This is a genomic window from Gordonia sp. ABKF26, from assembly GCF_041103195.1.
Lineage (GTDB): Bacteria > Actinomycetota > Actinomycetes > Mycobacteriales > Mycobacteriaceae > Gordonia > Gordonia terrae.
The window spans coordinates 4,302,043-4,316,601 of sequence record NZ_JBGCVZ010000003.1 but is presented as its reverse complement, the minus strand read 5'-3'; the positions used below and the strand labels follow the sequence as shown (position 1 = coordinate 4,316,601).

Annotated in this window: 13 protein-coding genes; 10 read left to right on the top strand and 3 right to left on the bottom strand. The window is 68.9% G+C overall.

Features of this window, described 5'->3' with window-relative positions; all coding sequences use genetic code 11:
- Positions 1 to 12: 12 nt before the first annotated feature.
- Genes efeB through efeU form a run of 3 tightly spaced genes read right to left on the bottom strand, consistent with a single transcriptional unit; the run spans position 13 to position 3,436 of the window.
- Complete coding sequence (efeB, locus tag AB4Z55_RS19965; protein ID WP_369520365.1) at positions 13 to 1,338, bottom strand: iron uptake transporter deferrochelatase/peroxidase subunit; 1,326 nt, start codon at positions 1,336 to 1,338, stop codon at positions 13 to 15.
- Positions 1,335 to 2,543 carry an iron uptake system protein EfeO gene (efeO, locus tag AB4Z55_RS19960; RefSeq protein ID WP_369520364.1) on the bottom strand — a complete coding sequence of 403 codons (1,209 nt, stop codon included), beginning with the start codon at positions 2,541 to 2,543 and terminating at the stop codon, positions 1,335 to 1,337. Before efeO ends, efeB begins: the two co-directional genes overlap by 4 nt.
- A complete protein-coding gene (gene efeU / locus AB4Z55_RS19955; RefSeq protein ID WP_248645558.1) occupies positions 2,540 to 3,436 on the bottom strand; it encodes an iron uptake transporter permease EfeU in 897 nt (298 codons plus the stop codon). Before efeU ends, efeO begins: the two co-directional genes overlap by 4 nt.
- A 319-nt stretch (positions 3,437 to 3,755) precedes the next feature.
- Between efeU and AB4Z55_RS19950 the strand changes: the two genes are divergently transcribed.
- The 10 genes from AB4Z55_RS19950 to AB4Z55_RS19905 all read left to right on the top strand — a co-directional run bounded on the left by AB4Z55_RS19950 (position 3,756) and on the right by AB4Z55_RS19905 (position 14,532).
- Positions 3,756 to 5,162 carry a sulfatase gene (locus AB4Z55_RS19950; protein WP_369520363.1) on the top strand — a complete coding sequence of 469 codons (1,407 nt, stop codon included), beginning with the start codon at positions 3,756 to 3,758 and terminating at the stop codon, positions 5,160 to 5,162.
- 141 nt (positions 5,163 to 5,303) lie between these two features.
- Complete coding sequence (locus AB4Z55_RS19945; RefSeq protein ID WP_248645024.1) at positions 5,304 to 6,113, top strand: Stf0 family sulfotransferase; 810 nt, start codon at positions 5,304 to 5,306, stop codon at positions 6,111 to 6,113.
- Positions 6,110 to 7,093, top strand: coding sequence for a sulfate adenylyltransferase subunit CysD (gene cysD / locus AB4Z55_RS19940; protein ID WP_248645025.1), 984 nt, complete (start codon positions 6,110 to 6,112; stop codon positions 7,091 to 7,093). The genes AB4Z55_RS19945 and cysD overlap by 4 nt, the downstream gene beginning before the upstream one ends.
- Entirely contained in the window at positions 7,093 to 9,015 is a 1,923-nt protein-coding gene (gene cysC / locus AB4Z55_RS19935) for an adenylyl-sulfate kinase (RefSeq protein ID WP_004022673.1), read from the top strand. Before cysD ends, cysC begins: the two co-directional genes overlap by 1 nt.
- 101 nt (positions 9,016 to 9,116) lie before the next feature.
- Positions 9,117 to 9,971 (top strand): formylglycine-generating enzyme family protein, encoded by an 855-nt coding sequence (locus AB4Z55_RS19930; protein ID WP_369521037.1) that lies wholly within the window; start codon positions 9,117 to 9,119, stop codon positions 9,969 to 9,971.
- Between the two features lie 112 nt (positions 9,972 to 10,083).
- Positions 10,084 to 10,872: a lytic transglycosylase domain-containing protein gene (locus tag AB4Z55_RS19925; RefSeq protein ID WP_369520362.1), complete on the top strand. Its 789-nt coding sequence runs from the start codon at positions 10,084 to 10,086 to the stop codon at positions 10,870 to 10,872.
- Between the two features lie 183 nt (positions 10,873 to 11,055).
- Positions 11,056 to 12,339 carry a phosphopyruvate hydratase gene (eno, locus tag AB4Z55_RS19920; RefSeq protein ID WP_369520361.1) on the top strand — a complete coding sequence of 428 codons (1,284 nt, stop codon included), beginning with the start codon at positions 11,056 to 11,058 and terminating at the stop codon, positions 12,337 to 12,339.
- A 12-nt stretch (positions 12,340 to 12,351) separates the two neighbouring features.
- On the top strand, positions 12,352 to 13,041 hold the full coding sequence (locus AB4Z55_RS19915; protein ID WP_101819195.1) for a septum formation initiator family protein: 690 nt from the start codon (positions 12,352 to 12,354) through the stop codon (positions 13,039 to 13,041).
- 10 nt (positions 13,042 to 13,051) lie between these two features.
- Entirely contained in the window at positions 13,052 to 13,588 is a 537-nt protein-coding gene (locus AB4Z55_RS19910; RefSeq protein ID WP_004022678.1) for a DUF501 domain-containing protein, read from the top strand.
- Positions 13,585 to 14,532, top strand: coding sequence for a Ppx/GppA phosphatase family protein (locus tag AB4Z55_RS19905; protein ID WP_004022679.1), 948 nt, complete (start codon positions 13,585 to 13,587; stop codon positions 14,530 to 14,532). The genes AB4Z55_RS19910 and AB4Z55_RS19905 overlap by 4 nt, the downstream gene beginning before the upstream one ends.
- The last annotated feature ends 27 nt before the right edge of the window (positions 14,533 to 14,559 follow it).

The window sequence follows — 14,559 nt, the reverse complement described above, 5'->3', positions numbered from 1 at the left end:
TCGGGGCGCGACTCAGGCGAAGAGGTGTTGTCCCCACCACTCGCCGGGAGCGAGCCCGGGGGGTATGGCGAAGACGGACGACCCGTTGGGGATGAGGTATTCGGTCATCGCGTCTCTGCGGGAGAGCGCGTGTTGCATCGGGACGAACTGCCGTCCGGTGTCTCGGTTGAACGCGATGAAGAACAGGCCTGCGTCCAGGTGGCCGAAGCCGTCCGAGCCGTCGGTGAAGTTGTACCCGCGCCGCAGGATTCGGACGCCGCCGAGGTTGTCCGGGTGCGCGAGCCGGATGTGGGCGTCGCGGGGGATGACCGGCGTGCGGCCGGAGGTGACCGCGAAGTCGGGTGTGTCGAATTCGTCGGTCTGTCCCAGCGGTGCGCCGGCCGCCTTCGTGCGACCGACGATCTGTTCCTGTTCGAGCAGGTGGGCGCGGTCCCACGGCTCGATGTCCATGCGGATGCGTCGGGCGACGAGGTAGGTGCCGCCGGTCATCCAGCGGGCGGCCGGCGGGTTGTCCTCGGCGCCGACCCACACCCAGCGGTCGAGCAGCTCGGTGTCCTCAGCCCGGAGGTTGTTGGTCCCGTCCTTGAACCCGAACAGGTTTCGTGGTGTCGACTGCGACTGGGTGGTCGACGAGGTGCGGCCGAAGCCGAGCTGGGACCAGCGCACCGCGGCCACGCCGAAGGCCATGCGGGCCAGGTTGCGGATCGCGTGGACCGCGACCTGCGGATCGTCGGCACATGCCTGGATGCAGATGTCGCCGTAGGACCGTGCGGGTTCGATCTTCTCCGCCGCGAAACCGGGAAGGTCCTGCAGGGCAGCGGGTTTGCGGTCACCGATGCCGAACCGGTCGGGGCGGGTGGGGTCGGCGGCGCAGGGACCGAACAGTCCCGGGCCGAAACCGATGGTGAGAGTGAGGTTCGCGGCGCCGAGTCCGAGCGCTTCGCCGGTGTCGGCCGGTGGTGTGTAGTCACCGAGTCCGGTCGCGCCGTCGTCGACGGTCTCCTCGCCGCGAGTCATCCGTTCGGCCGCCGCGGTCCAGCGTTGCAGCATGGCGATGAGTTCGGCGCGGGAGTCGGTGACGACGTCGAAGCTGGCGAAGTGCAACCGGTCCTGGGCTGCGGTGGTGATGCCTGCCTGGTGCTCGCCGCGGAACTCGACGATCTGACCGGGTGGCGACTGCGACGACGCCGAGGCCCGCCCGAGGGCGACCCCGCCCGCGGCGACGACGAGTCCGGCGCCGGCGCCGCCGATCACCGCGCGACGGGAGAACCCGCGCCGTGGGGACCGGGGTGCGGCATCGGATTCGCCGTCGCGCGGGTCGGAGGTCGGATCACTCACTGGGCCAGCACGATTCCGGGAACCTGCGACAGTGTCGCCGACAGCGCGTCGATCTGGTTGGACATCTCCTTGCGCTGGTCCGCGGAGACCTCGGTGTAGGACACGTACCCGTCGCCGGAGCGATAGGTGTTCACCGAGTCGCGCACGGTGGCGAACTGGGCGGTGATGGTGTCCATCAGCTTCGGGTCCTTCGCCGAGATGATCGGCTGCAGTGTCGCGATCGCGGTCTCCGAGCCGTCGAGATTGCCGGCGAAATCCCACAGGTCGGTGTGCGAGTACCGGTCTTCCTCGCCGTCGATCTTGGTGGCGGCGACCTCGTCGATGAGCGCCTGGGGGCCCTTCACGAACGACCCGGTCTCGAACTCGAACCCGGGTGCGTTGACCTCGTCGCGGAGCTTGGTCACGTCGGCGAGGAGCTGATCGGCGACCGGCGCGATGGTCTGCGGGTTGTCGGTGGCGGCCGCGTTCTGCGCGTCGGCCGGGGTGATCTGGCCGGGTGCGTCGCCGATCTCGGCCGGCTGCGGCGGCCACAGGAAACGTTCGATGCGGTGGAAGCCGGTGAACGGCTGGGCGCCGTCCTCGGTGTCGTCCCACCGCATGTCGATGGCGGGGTCGAGGTCGGGGAAGGATTCGGCGACGGGCTCGATGCGTTCGTACGGTGTGCGTGCGAGTCCGAACTGGGCGCGCGCGGCGTCGCGGTCGCCTGCCTTGACGCTGCCGACGAAGGCGGTCACCTGTGCGTGCAGGGTGTTGAGCTGGTTGCGGACGTACTCGAGGTACTGGCCCTTGGCGGCGGTCACGTCCGCGGGCACGTCGGCCTTTTCCTTGCGATCGCCGCCGACGGTGAGTTCGGTGCGGATGCCGGTTCCGACCATGCCCGGTTTGCAGGCCACCGTGTAGGTGCCGGGTTCGACGATCTCCACGCTGAGGTTGCCCGACAGTCCGGGACCGATGTTCTCGACCTCGCCGAGTACGCGGTTGTTGGTGCCGTACACGTAGAACTCGGTGACCTTGTCGCCGGAGTTGGTGACGGCGAAATCGACGTTGCCCGTGGTCGCCTCCGTGCTCGCGAGGTCGCATGCATCGTTGGTGGACGTGACCGTGATCGCACCGTCCGAGGTGGCCTTCTGGGTACAGCCGGCCAGCAGCACGGGTGACACGAGTGCCACGACCGCGCCGGCGGCCATCACGGTTCTGCGATTCACTGAGGGTTCCTTTCGGTTGCGGCTTCCGCGGATGCGGGGTTCTGCGTGGTCGTCGAGCCCGGAGCGGAGGCGGCGGGGGAGACCTGGGGAGCCGGGCTCAGTTGCCGCCGGCAGAAGATCGTCAGTACGACGGCCACGTAGGTGACCCACGCGACGACCTGAAGGACGGTGGGGTCGGGCCGGAAGTTGAAGATGCCGCCGAGCACGGTGCCGTACCAGGACGACGCGTCGTATCCCCCGGAGACGTCGAAGGCCACCGCCCCGTGCCCGGGTAGCCACCCGACGGTCTGCAGGGCGCCGACGCCGTAGGTGAGGATCCCGGCCGCCACGAAGATCAGGAAGATGCCGGTGTAGATGAAGAACAACCGCAGATCCAGTCGGATCGCGCCGAGGTAGATCAGCACGGTCAGTGCGACCGCGGCCACGACCCCGAGCAGCAGGCCGATCAACGGCCACACTCCGCCGGAAACGCTCTCGGCATAACCGACCATCAGCAACGCGGTCTCGAACCCCTCGCGCCCGACGGCGAGGAACGCCAGTCCCATCACCGAGGCCCGACCGGCGACGAGCGCCCGCGACATCCCGCTCTTGAGATCGGCGGAGATGTGCCGGGCGGCCTTGCTCATCCACAGCACCATGAACGTCACGATCCCGACCGCGACCAGCGAGGCGACCCCGGCGATGGTCTCGGCCGCGAGCGGGGTCATGGTGGACGTGCCGAAGTGGATCACCAGGAACACCACGACGACCATCGCCACCGCGGCGGCCACACCCGACCAGATCCACTTGAGCGCGTCTCGTCGTCCGGTCTTCACCACGTAGGCGACGAGAACCATGACCACGATGCCGGTTTCGAGCCCTTCGCGTAATCCGATCAAACCGCTGCCGAACATCTGCGTGAACGTCGAGGGCGCGTCGCTCGCTGCTGCGAACAGGCCGCCGTCCGATACGACCAGTGTCACGAAGCCTTCCCTCCCGGTTCGGTGGCGCCGCAGGTTCGCTGAGGCTAACCACACCGAAGGTTAGACCCGAAAGGGTCTCCGGCATAGGGCATATCGGCTCACACGGCCGCCCGCACACCCGGATTCGGTCCCGGCCAGGACTTTTGCGCACGGTGATTTGATGTCGTCTGGCTGTGCGGTGGGCGGATTGTCGGAATCGGCCCGCGTGGGTGGGGCCCGGGACGGGAATCGTCTGCGTCATCATGGGTGGATGCTCTCCTCACCCGATGCCGCGCGCCGCGACAACGTGATCCTGGTGCACTGGCACGATCTCGGTCGCCATCTGCGGTGTTACGGCGCCGACGGCGTCGAGAGTCCCGTGCTCGACGACCTCGCCGCGTCCGGTATCCGGTTCGCCGACGCGCACGCGACGGCGCCCCTCTGCTCGCCCGCCCGCGGTTCCCTGTTCACCGGGCGCTATCCGCACGGCAACGGTCTCGTCGGCCTCGCACACCACGGCTTCGAGTACTTCCCGGACGTGCAGACCCTCCCGGCGCTCCTCGGTGGCGCCGGGTATCGATCGGCGCTCTTCGGGATGCAGCACGAGAGCGCCGACCCGGGCCGGCTCGGCTTCGACTCGGTGGACGTGTCGGATTCGCGATGCGACTACGTGGTCGACCGCTCCCAGGACTGGTTGCGGCGTCATGCCCACGACGATCGGCCGTTCTTCCTGACCGCGGGCTTCTTCGAGACGCATCGGCCCTACCCGGCCGACGAGTACAAACCTGCCGACACCAGCACCATCGCCGTACCCGGCTTCCTGCCGGACACCGACGACGTCCGCGATGACCTGGCGGGTCTGCACGGGTCGATCACCAAGGCCGACGCCGCCGTGGGCCGGCTTCTCGACACCGTGGCCGAACTGGGCCTCGATGACTCCACCTGGATCGTGTTCGTCACCGACCACGGCCTGGCCTTTCCGCGCGCCAAGTCGACGCTGTATGCCGAGGGCACCGGGGTGGCGCTGATCATGCGGCCGCCCGCGCGGCTCGGCATCGCACCGACGGTCTACGACGACCTGTTCTCCGGAGTGGACCTCACCCCGACACTGCTGGAGTTGGTGGGTCTGGACATCCCGGAGGCAGTCGACGGAGACTCGCACGCCGCGGCGCTCGCGGGCGCGGCAGACGCCGCGGTCCGGACCGAGGTGTTCACCGAGAAGACGTACCACGATGCCTTCGATCCGATCCGGGCCGTGCGCACGAAGGAGTTCAGCTACATCGAGAACTACGCGGCGCGACCGGCGCTGCTGCTCCCGCTCGACATCGCCGACAGCCTGTCCGCGCGATCGCTGGATCAGCAAGAAGTGCAACGGGATCGGCCCCGCGCCGAACTCTACGACCTGCGTTCCGATCCCCATGAGCGCAACAATGTCGCCGACGACCCGTCCTACGCCCGGATCCGGTCCGATCTCGCGCGAGCACTGGTGGACTGGCGGGCGCGCACCGGTGACGAGCTACCCGACGACGCCACCGGAACGGCGATCGCACAGGCCTTCATGGACGCATTCCACGCCAAGGCGGCGCAGGTCGCGAGTGAGGAGGAGGCGTTGCCGTCGCGGCGTCCGCTGGGCGCGCGGCGCGAGCTGGCCGGCGACATCACGTCGGGCGAGGGCTGAGCGGCGCGCCGCGAGAACTCCTCGACTCGGACACCGCGGTCCTGACCCTGCACAGCGGCGTTCCGGTGTCAATGGTTTCGACCCTCTTGCGCGTAAAAGGCCAGCTTGCGGTGGGTTTCCGGCTCGCTAGACTCATCGTTCATGTCACTGACGTCCTCAGCGGGACCGGCAAACTATCTGGTGTGCGCGAGCCAGCGCAGCGGCAGCACGCTGCTGGTGGAGTCGCTCGCCGCCACCGGCGTCGCGGGTCGTCCGGAGGAGTTCTTCCAGTACTTTCCCGACTCGTCTCAGGCGCCGCAGCCGCGTGAATGGTTCGCCGGAGTCGCCGATCCGGCCATCGTCGAGCTGCTCGATCCACTCGACCCCGGGGTGATCGACACCCGCGATTCGGCGACGTGGCGCGCGGACGTCCGGGCCGCGGGGCGCACCCCCAACGGGGTGTGGGGTGGCAAGCTGATGTGGAACCAGACGCCGCTGCTGATCTCGCGCAGCCGCATCGCCTCGGGCGCGCTGCGCGAAGCCGTCCGGTGGTTGTTCGACGGGGCCGACCCGCTCTACGTCCATGTCCATCGTGATGATGTTGTGCCGCAGGCGGTCTCGATGTGGCGTGCGGTGCAGACCCGCGTGTGGCGCCACGACGGCTCCGACGCCGACGAGCACGACGACGCGGTGTATCACGCAGGCGGTATCGCGCACCTTGCCGGCATCCTCGTCGACCAGGAACGACAGTGGCGCAACTGGTTTGCCGCCGAGGGGATCGAACCGCTGGAGATCGAGTTCCGCGACCTGGTCAACGATCCCACGAAGGCGACCGCGCGGGTGCTGGAGAAGATCGGGCAGGACCCGGAGCTGGCGCCCCCGCCGCCGCTGAAGCCACAGTCCAATTCGCGGTCCAAGGAGTGGGCCCGACGCTATCGAGACGACGCCGAACGGAACGGATACCCACTGTGACCGCTGTAGACGAGGGCTCGCTCCATCGGGCGACCGCCGGCCGGGACCGTCCCGGCGACGACGTCGACCATGTGACCGCCATCCGGGTGCTGGAGGCCGAGGCGGTCCACATCATCCGCGAGGTCGTCGCCGAACTGGAACGGCCGGTGCTGCTGTTCTCCGGCGGCAAGGATTCCATCGTCCTGCTCCGGCTGGCCGAGAAGGCTTTTCGGCCCGCGCCGCTGCCCTTCCCGATCATGCACGTCGACACCGGGCACAATTTCGACGAGGTGATCGAGTTCCGTGACCGTCGGGTCGCGCCGACCGCGGAGAACCCCGAGGGCATCGACCTCATCGTGGCCTCGGTCCAGGAGTCCATCGACTCGGGACGAGTCGCCGAGTCCACCGACCCGTCGGGTTCGCGGAACCGCCTGCAGACGCGCACCCTGCTCGACGCACTCGAGAAGGGCGGATTCGACGCCGCCTTCGGCGGTGCCCGTCGCGACGAGGAGCGCGCCCGCGCGAAAGAGCGCATCTTCAGCTTCCGCGACGAGTTCGGCCAATGGGATCCCCGCGCGCAGCGCCCCGAGCCGTGGTCGTTGTACAACGGGCGGATCCGTCGCGGAGAATCGGTCCGAGTGTTCCCCCTCTCGAACTGGACCGAGACCGACATCTGGCGCTACATCGAACTCGAGGGCCTCGAACTCCCGTCGATCTACTTCGCCGCCGAGCGCGAGGTGTTCGACCGGGACGGCATCCTGCTCTCGGTCTCGGAGCATTCTCGCCCCCGCGAGGGCGACGAGGTACGGACCGAGTGGGTGCGGTACCGCACGGTCGGCGATCTCACGATCACCGGCGCCGTCCGGTCCACCGCGACCACCATCTCCGAGATCATCGCCGAGATCAGTGAATCCACCGTCTCCGAGCGCGGCGAGACCCGTGCCGACGACCGCACGTCCAGCGCCGCCATGGAAGACCGTAAGCGCGAAGGGTATTTCTGATGACTCTCACCTCTCCGCAGCCGGTCGTATCCGGTGGCGACCAGACCGGCACGGCCGCACGGCAATTCCTGCGCATCGCCACCGCGGGCAGCGTCGATGACGGCAAGTCGACACTGATCGGCCGGATCCTGCACGACACCGGAAGTCTGCCGACCGACCACCTCGCCGCGGTCACCGACGGCGACGGTGACATCGACCTGGCCGCCCTCTCCGACGGCCTGCGTGCCGAACGCGAGCAGGGCATCACGATCGACGTGGCCTACCGCTTCTTCTCCACGCCCACACGCAGTTACGTCCTCGCCGACACACCCGGACACGAGCGGTACACCCGCAACATGTTCACCGGGGCGTCCAATGCGCATGTCGCGATCCTGCTCGTCGACGCGCGGCACGGGTTGCTCCGGCAGACCCGCAGGCACGCGCGGATCGCGACGCTCGTCGGTGTGCCCCACGTGATCGCGGCGGTCAACAAGATCGACCTCGTCGACTACTCCGAGCACCGTTTCGACGAGATCCGCGCCGATCTCGCCGAACTCGCGGTGCAACTCGGGATCGGGGAGATCCCGGCGATCCCGGTGGCCGCCAAACACGGGGACAACGTCGTGCACCGCTCGTCGAACACGCCGTGGTACCCCGGGGCAACCCTGTTGGAGTACCTCGAGGACGTCGAACTGCACGCGCCCGCGCCGGTGACCGAGGAACTGCGCCTCCCGATCCAGTGGGTGTCGCGTCCCAGCGAGTCGAACCGGCGCACCTACACCGGCCGGCTCGCCTCCGGAACACTGCGTGTCGGTGACGAGATCGTCGTGCTGCCGTCTGGCAGTCGGTCGACCGTGACCGCACTGGACACCCTGGATCCCACGAGAGACGTTGCGGTGGCACCGCTCTCGGTCGGAATCCAGATCGACGACGACATCGACATCGGCCGCGGCGACATCATCGTCAGCGGCGCACCGGGAGCGCACGTGCCGGTCCTCGCGCGAGAGATCGACGCACACGTGTGCTGGCTGTCGAACTCGCCGCTGCGCGCCGGTGACCGCGTCGCGCTCAAACACGGTCCGTCGACGGTGCGTGCGACCGTCCAGTCGCTCGAGCGGCGCCTCGACCCGGACACCCTCATCGAACATGTCGCCCCGGGTGAACTCGTGCTCAACGACATCGGCACCGTCACGCTGCGGACGTCGTCGGTGGTGCCGGCGGATCCCTATGCGAGCAACCGGGACACGGGCGCGTTCATCCTCATCGACGAGGCGTCCAACGACACGGTCGGCGCGGGGACGATCCTCGAACCGCGCGAGGTCGTCCCCGGCAAGGCGACCCGCAACGACATCAAGTGGCATCCGAGTTCGCTGGCCCGGGCCGAACGATGGGCGCACACCGAACAGCGCGGCGCCACGGTGTGGCTCACCGGTCTGCCGGCGTCGGGCAAGTCCACGGTCGCCGTGGCACTCGAACGGGCCGTCGTCAGCCGCGGTCGCGTCGCCTATCTGCTCGACGGCGACAACATCCGGCACGGGATCTCCGACGACCTCGGCTTCTCGGCCGGTGACCGCGCGGAGAACATCCGGCGCGTCGGACACGTCGCCCGACTCTTCGCCGACGCGGGGGTCATCGCCATCGCGTCGATGGTCTCGCCGCTGCGCTCGGATCGTGAGATCGCCCGCGAACTCCACCGTGCCGCCGACCTCGACTTCATCGAGGTCCACGTGTCCACACCGGTCACCGAGTGCGAACGCCGCGACCCCAAGGGGCTCTACGAGCGTGCCCGTCGCGGCGAACTGCGCGGGCTCACCGGCATCGACGCGCCCTACGAGAGTCCCGAGAACCCCGATCTGCGATTCGACACCACCGGCGCGGACATCGACCGGCTGGCGTCGCTGATCCTCGGCGCCCTGATGGATCGCGGCATCATGGCGGGGTGAGTTGCTGTCATCCCCGAGGACCCGCGCGCGACGGCGCGGATGAGTCACCGACGGTCGAGCAGAACGGGATCCTCGGGTCCGGCCCGCACCTCGTCGAGACCGTGAGTGTCCCGGCCGGAGTCTTCGACATGGGCGATGCCTTCGGCGAGGGTTACCGCACCGACGGCGAGACGCCGGTCCACGAGGTCGAGCTCAACGCCTTCTCGATCGACACCACCGCGGTGACCAACGCCGCGTTCGCGTCCTTCGTGGCGGCGACCGGTCACCGGACCGACGCCGAGACCTTCGGCGGATCCGCGGTCTTCCACACCTACGCGACCGCCCCTGGACAGGCGGTGCCGGGCACCCCGTGGTGGCTGGCGGTCGACGGAGCATCGTGGCGACACCCGGCCGGTCCGGGCAGCACCCTCGACGGCCTGGCCGATCACCCCGTCGTCCACGTCAGCCACCGCGATGCCCAGGCCTACTGCGACTGGGCCGGACGTGCCCTGCCCACCGAGGCGCAGTGGGAGTACGCGGCCCGGGGCGGACGGCGCGGGGCACGGTACCCCTGGGGCGACGAGCCGCCCACCGCGGACGATCCGCGCTGCACCATCTTCCGCGGCGACTTCCCGAACGAGCCGACCGGCCCGGTCGGCACCACACCCGTCCGGACCTTCGAGCCCAACGGCCACGGCCTGTACCAATGCGCCGGCAACGTGTGGGAATGGTGTGCCGACAGGTTCAGCGCCCGGTACTACCGGGTGTCCGACCGCACCGATCCGTCGGGGCCGGCCCGGGGGAGCGCACGGGTTCTCCGCGGCGGCAGCCACCTGTGCCACGACTCGTACTGTCACCGCTACCGCGTCGCCGCGCGATCGCACAACACGCCGGAGTCGACGGCGAGCAACATCGGGTTCCGGACCGTGGGTCCCCGGGAAACCCGACGGGAACCGATCTCCACCGCGGTCAGTTGAGTCACCAGACTGTGTGTTGATCTTCGGGCGACCCGATCGGTTGTGCGATCGTGGTCCACCGGGCGGTTCCGCCCGGGAAAGCACCCCCGACCGGGACAGGAGTACGGCAGGAATGCGTGTGGTGGGCCGGGATGCGTCGCGTCGGGAATCGAGGCGGCGGCTCTCGTGGAAGAATGGCCTCGTGGCCTCGACGGTGGCCATCGCGTCGTCGGTGCTGCTGGCCGGTTGCATCGACCTGCCGTCGCTGAGCAGGCCGGACATCCCCGAAGGCATCCCGCCGGGGGCGGGCGTGCCCCAGCCCTACATCGACATCAACGCGCCCGGGCGGACCGCGAACAAGATGCATGATTGGGCGGTGCCGATCTCGGAGTCCACCGGTATCCCGATCATCTCCCTGCAGGCATACGGCAACGCCGCCGAGATCCAGCGTCAGCAGCACCCCGAGTGTGGCATCGCCTGGACGACGCTGGCCGGTATCGCCGGCGTCGAGAGCAAACACGGCCAGTACCGGGGATCGGAGGTGGCCGAGAACGGAGACGTCAGCCCACCCATCCGCGGCGCCAAGCTCGACGGCACGCGCGGGAACATGGAGATCCGTGACACCGACGGCGGCAAGCTCGACGGGGACCCCACCCACGACCGCGCGATGGGACCGTTCCAGTTCATCCCCGAGACGTGGAAGCGCTACGGAGTCGACGCCAGCGGCGACGGCGTCCCCGACCCGGACAACATCGACGACGCCGCCTTGTCGGCGGCCCGCTATCTCTGTGTGTCCTCCGGCAACGACATGACGAATCCGGAGGGGTGGGAGAAGGCCGTCCGGACCTACAACAACTCGATGGCCTACGTCCTCGACGTGCGCGATCACGCGAACGCCTACTCGATCAACGTCCGCTTCTGACCGCCGTCGGCGACGGCCGCGCCGGTTGCGCCGACCTTGTCACGTGCGGCTTCGGCGCAGCCACTAGGCTCTTGCGTATCGGCCGGCACCAGAACCGGTCGTCGTCGGCGTAGGCGGCCCCGCGGAGGCCTCGCCCCCTGGGATATCGCCGACGAACTCGTCCACCGAGATTGGGGTGCAACCGTGGCAATCATCGAGCAGGTAGGTGCGCGTGAGATTCTCGATTCGCGGGGCAACCCGACGGTCGAGGTCGAGGTCGTCCTGGACGACGGCACCTTCACCCGTGCCGCAGTGCCGTCCGGTGCGTCGACCGGCGAACACGAGGCCGTCGAGCTGCGCGACGGTGGCGAACGGTACCTGGGCAAGGGCGTCACCAAGGCCGTCGAAGGTGTCCTCGGCGACCTGGCCCCGGCCGTGATCGGTATCGAGGCCGAGGAACAGCGCCTCGTCGATCAGGCGCTGCTCGACTGCGATGGCACCCCCGACAAGAGCCGCATCGGCGCCAACGCGCTGCTCGGTGTCTCTCTCGCGGTCGCCAAGGGCGCCGCCGAATCGGCCGGGCTGCCGCTGTTCCGCTACATCGGCGGACCGAATGCCCACATCCTGCCGGTGCCGATGATGAACATCATCAACGGCGGTGAGCACGCCGACAACGGCATCGACTTCCAGGAATTCATGATCGCCCCGGTCGGCGCGCCGACCTTCAAGGAAGCACTCCGTTGCGGCGCCGAGGTGTACCACGCTCTCAAGGGTGTCCTGGGCAAGCAGGGCATGAGCACCGCCCTCGGTGACGAGGGCGGCTTCGCCCCCGACCTGCCGAACACCGAGGCGGCCATCGCGGTCATCGGCGAGGCGGTCGGCAAGGCCGGCTACAACTTCGGCCGTGACGTCGTCATCGCGCTCGACGCCGCGGCGACCGAGTTCTTCTCCAACGCTGCCTACAAGCTCGAGGGCAAGGAACTGGGCGCCGATGAGATGGTCTCGTTCTACGAGAAACTGATCAGCGACTTCCCGATCGTCTCGATCGAGGACGGACTGTCCGAGGACGACTGGGACGGCTGGGCCAAGCTGACCGAGTCGATCGGCGATCGCGTGCAGCTCGTCGGCGACGACCTGTTCGTGACCAACCCCGAGCGTCTCGAGGAGGGCATCTCCAAGGGCATCGCGAACGCGCTGCTGGTGAAGGTCAATCAGATCGGCACGCTGACCGAGACCCTCGACGCCGTCGCGCTCGCGCACAACAACGGCTACAAGACGATGATGAGCCACCGGTCGGGCGAGACCGAGGACACCACCATCGCCGACCTCGCGGTCGCCTGCAGCTGCGGTCAGATCAAGACCGGTGCGCCCGCTCGTTCCGAGCGGGTCGCCAAGTACAACCAGCTGCTGCGCATCGAGGAAGGACTGGGTGACGCGGCACGGTACGCGGGCGACCTCGCCTTCCCGCGTTTCTCGTTTGGTTCGTGATTAGCTGTCTGCATGGCTTCGCAGCGACGTCACCGCGGTGACGGGCGTCAGCGTGGGCGCGATCGTCGGGTAGACGCGCGCTCACGCGAACGCGCCCGTCGCACGCGGCGGCACGCTCGCCCGACCCAGCCCGTGTCGTCCGACGACATGGTCGAGGCCGTCGAGCAGGAGGTCCACGCCGACCCTGCCCCGCCGACCGCCGACGACGCCTTGGATGCCGACACCTCGGACGCCGGCACCCCTCGTGTCGCACGGGAGCGTTCGCCGCGGAACCGGCGCCGCCCCGCCCGCAACGGACTCGGTGCTCGCCTGCGGGGAATCGCGATGACCCCCGCGAGCCTCGCGACACTCGTGATCACCGTCGTCGTGGTGTGCGTCGTGGCGTTGACCCTGGCGATGCCGCTGCGGACGTACTTCAGCCAGCGGTCGGAGTTCCGTCAGCTGACCGCGTCGAACGAACAGTTGCGACGCGAGGTCGCGGACTACCAGCAGAAGGTCAACGAGCAGAACGATCCCGCCTACATCGAGGCCCAGGCGCGGACACGTCTGCAGTTCGTCAAACCAGGAGAGATCCCGCTCGTGATGTTGTTCCCCGCCGACGAGGCGCGGCGCGAGGCCGCCGAACGTGCCGAGGAGCGTGCTCGCGCACCGTGGTACGGAAATCTCTGGGACACCTTGTCGACCCCACCCGGCGTGCAGTGAGCATCTCCGCGTGACCAATCCTCACCCCGACGTCTCCGCGGAGGACCTCGCGACGGTGGCCGCCCAGCTCGGGCGCGAGCCGCGGGGGGTCCTCGAGATCAGCTATCGCACACCCGACGGCAGGCCCGCCGTGGTGAAGACCGCGCCCCGGCTGCCTGACGGCACGCCGTTCCCGACCCTGTACTACCTGACCGATCCGCGTCTGACCGCCGAGGCCAGCCGCCAGGAGTCGGCCGGTGTGATGAAGGAGATGACCGCGCGCCTGCACGACGACGCGGAGCTCGCCGCCGCATACCGGAGTGCGCACGAGGACTACCTCGCCGAACGCGACGCGATCGAGCCGCTCGGGACCGACTTCACCGGCGGGGGCATGCCGGATCGGGTGAAGTGCCTCCACGTCCTGATCGCGCACTCACTGGCCAAGGGCCCGGGGCTGAACCCGTTCGGCGACGAGGCGGTGGCGCTCGCAGCCGCGAACGGGTTGCGCGGCACCGCGATCCCGGCAGACTGGCCCGAGCCGGCCGACCCCGCAGGGGACGGCGGGTGAGCGTCGTCGGCGCCGTGGACTGCGGCACCAACTCGATCCGATTGCTGGTGGCGAAGCCGGGACCGGACGGGACTCTGATCGATCTCCATCGTGAGATGCGGGTCGTCCGACTGGGTTACGGCGTGGACGCGACCGGGATGTTCGCCGCCGAGTCGATCGAACGGACGCGGGTCGCACTGAGTGACTACGTCGACACGATGGAATCGCTCGGCGTCGAGCGGGTACGGATGGTCGCGACGTCGGCGACCCGCGATGCGTCGAACCGCGACGAGTTCTTCGCGATGACCGCCGATCTGCTCGGCTGCGTGTCCACGGGCGCCATCGCCGAGGTCATCACCGGTGACGAGGAAGCGCGGCTGTCGTTCCGCGGCGCCGTCGGCGAATTGGATTCGGCAGCTGGGCCTTTCGTGGTCACCGATCTCGGTGGCGGCTCGACGGAGGTGGTGCTCGGCGATGCCGACGGAGTGACCGCGGCGCACTCGGCCGACATCGGATGTGTCCGTCTGACCGAGCGGGCGCTGCCCTCGGATCCGCCGACTCCCGAGGAGTTGGCGGAGGCGACCGAATTCGCGCGCACACGTCTGGCCGAGGCCTTTGCCGCGGTACCGGTGGAGTCGGCGCGCACGTGGGTCGGCGTCGCCGGGACGATGACGACGCTGGCCGCGCTCGGCGCCGGCCTCCCCGAATACGACTCCGACAAGATCCATCTGTCGAGGATCTCGCTGCCCGAACTCGATCGGGTCTGCCGGAACCTGATCGGGATGACACGCGCCGACCGCGCAGCGTTGGGGCCCATGCACCCCGGCCGCGTCGACGTGATCGGCGGGGGTGCTCTGGTGACCCTCGAGCTCGCGAGAGTGCTGTCCGCGCGGGCCGGCATCACCGAATTGGTCGTGAGCGAGCACGACATCCTCGACGGAATCGCGATGGGAATCCTCGACTGAGTACCCAGCAACCCGGTTACCATGCGA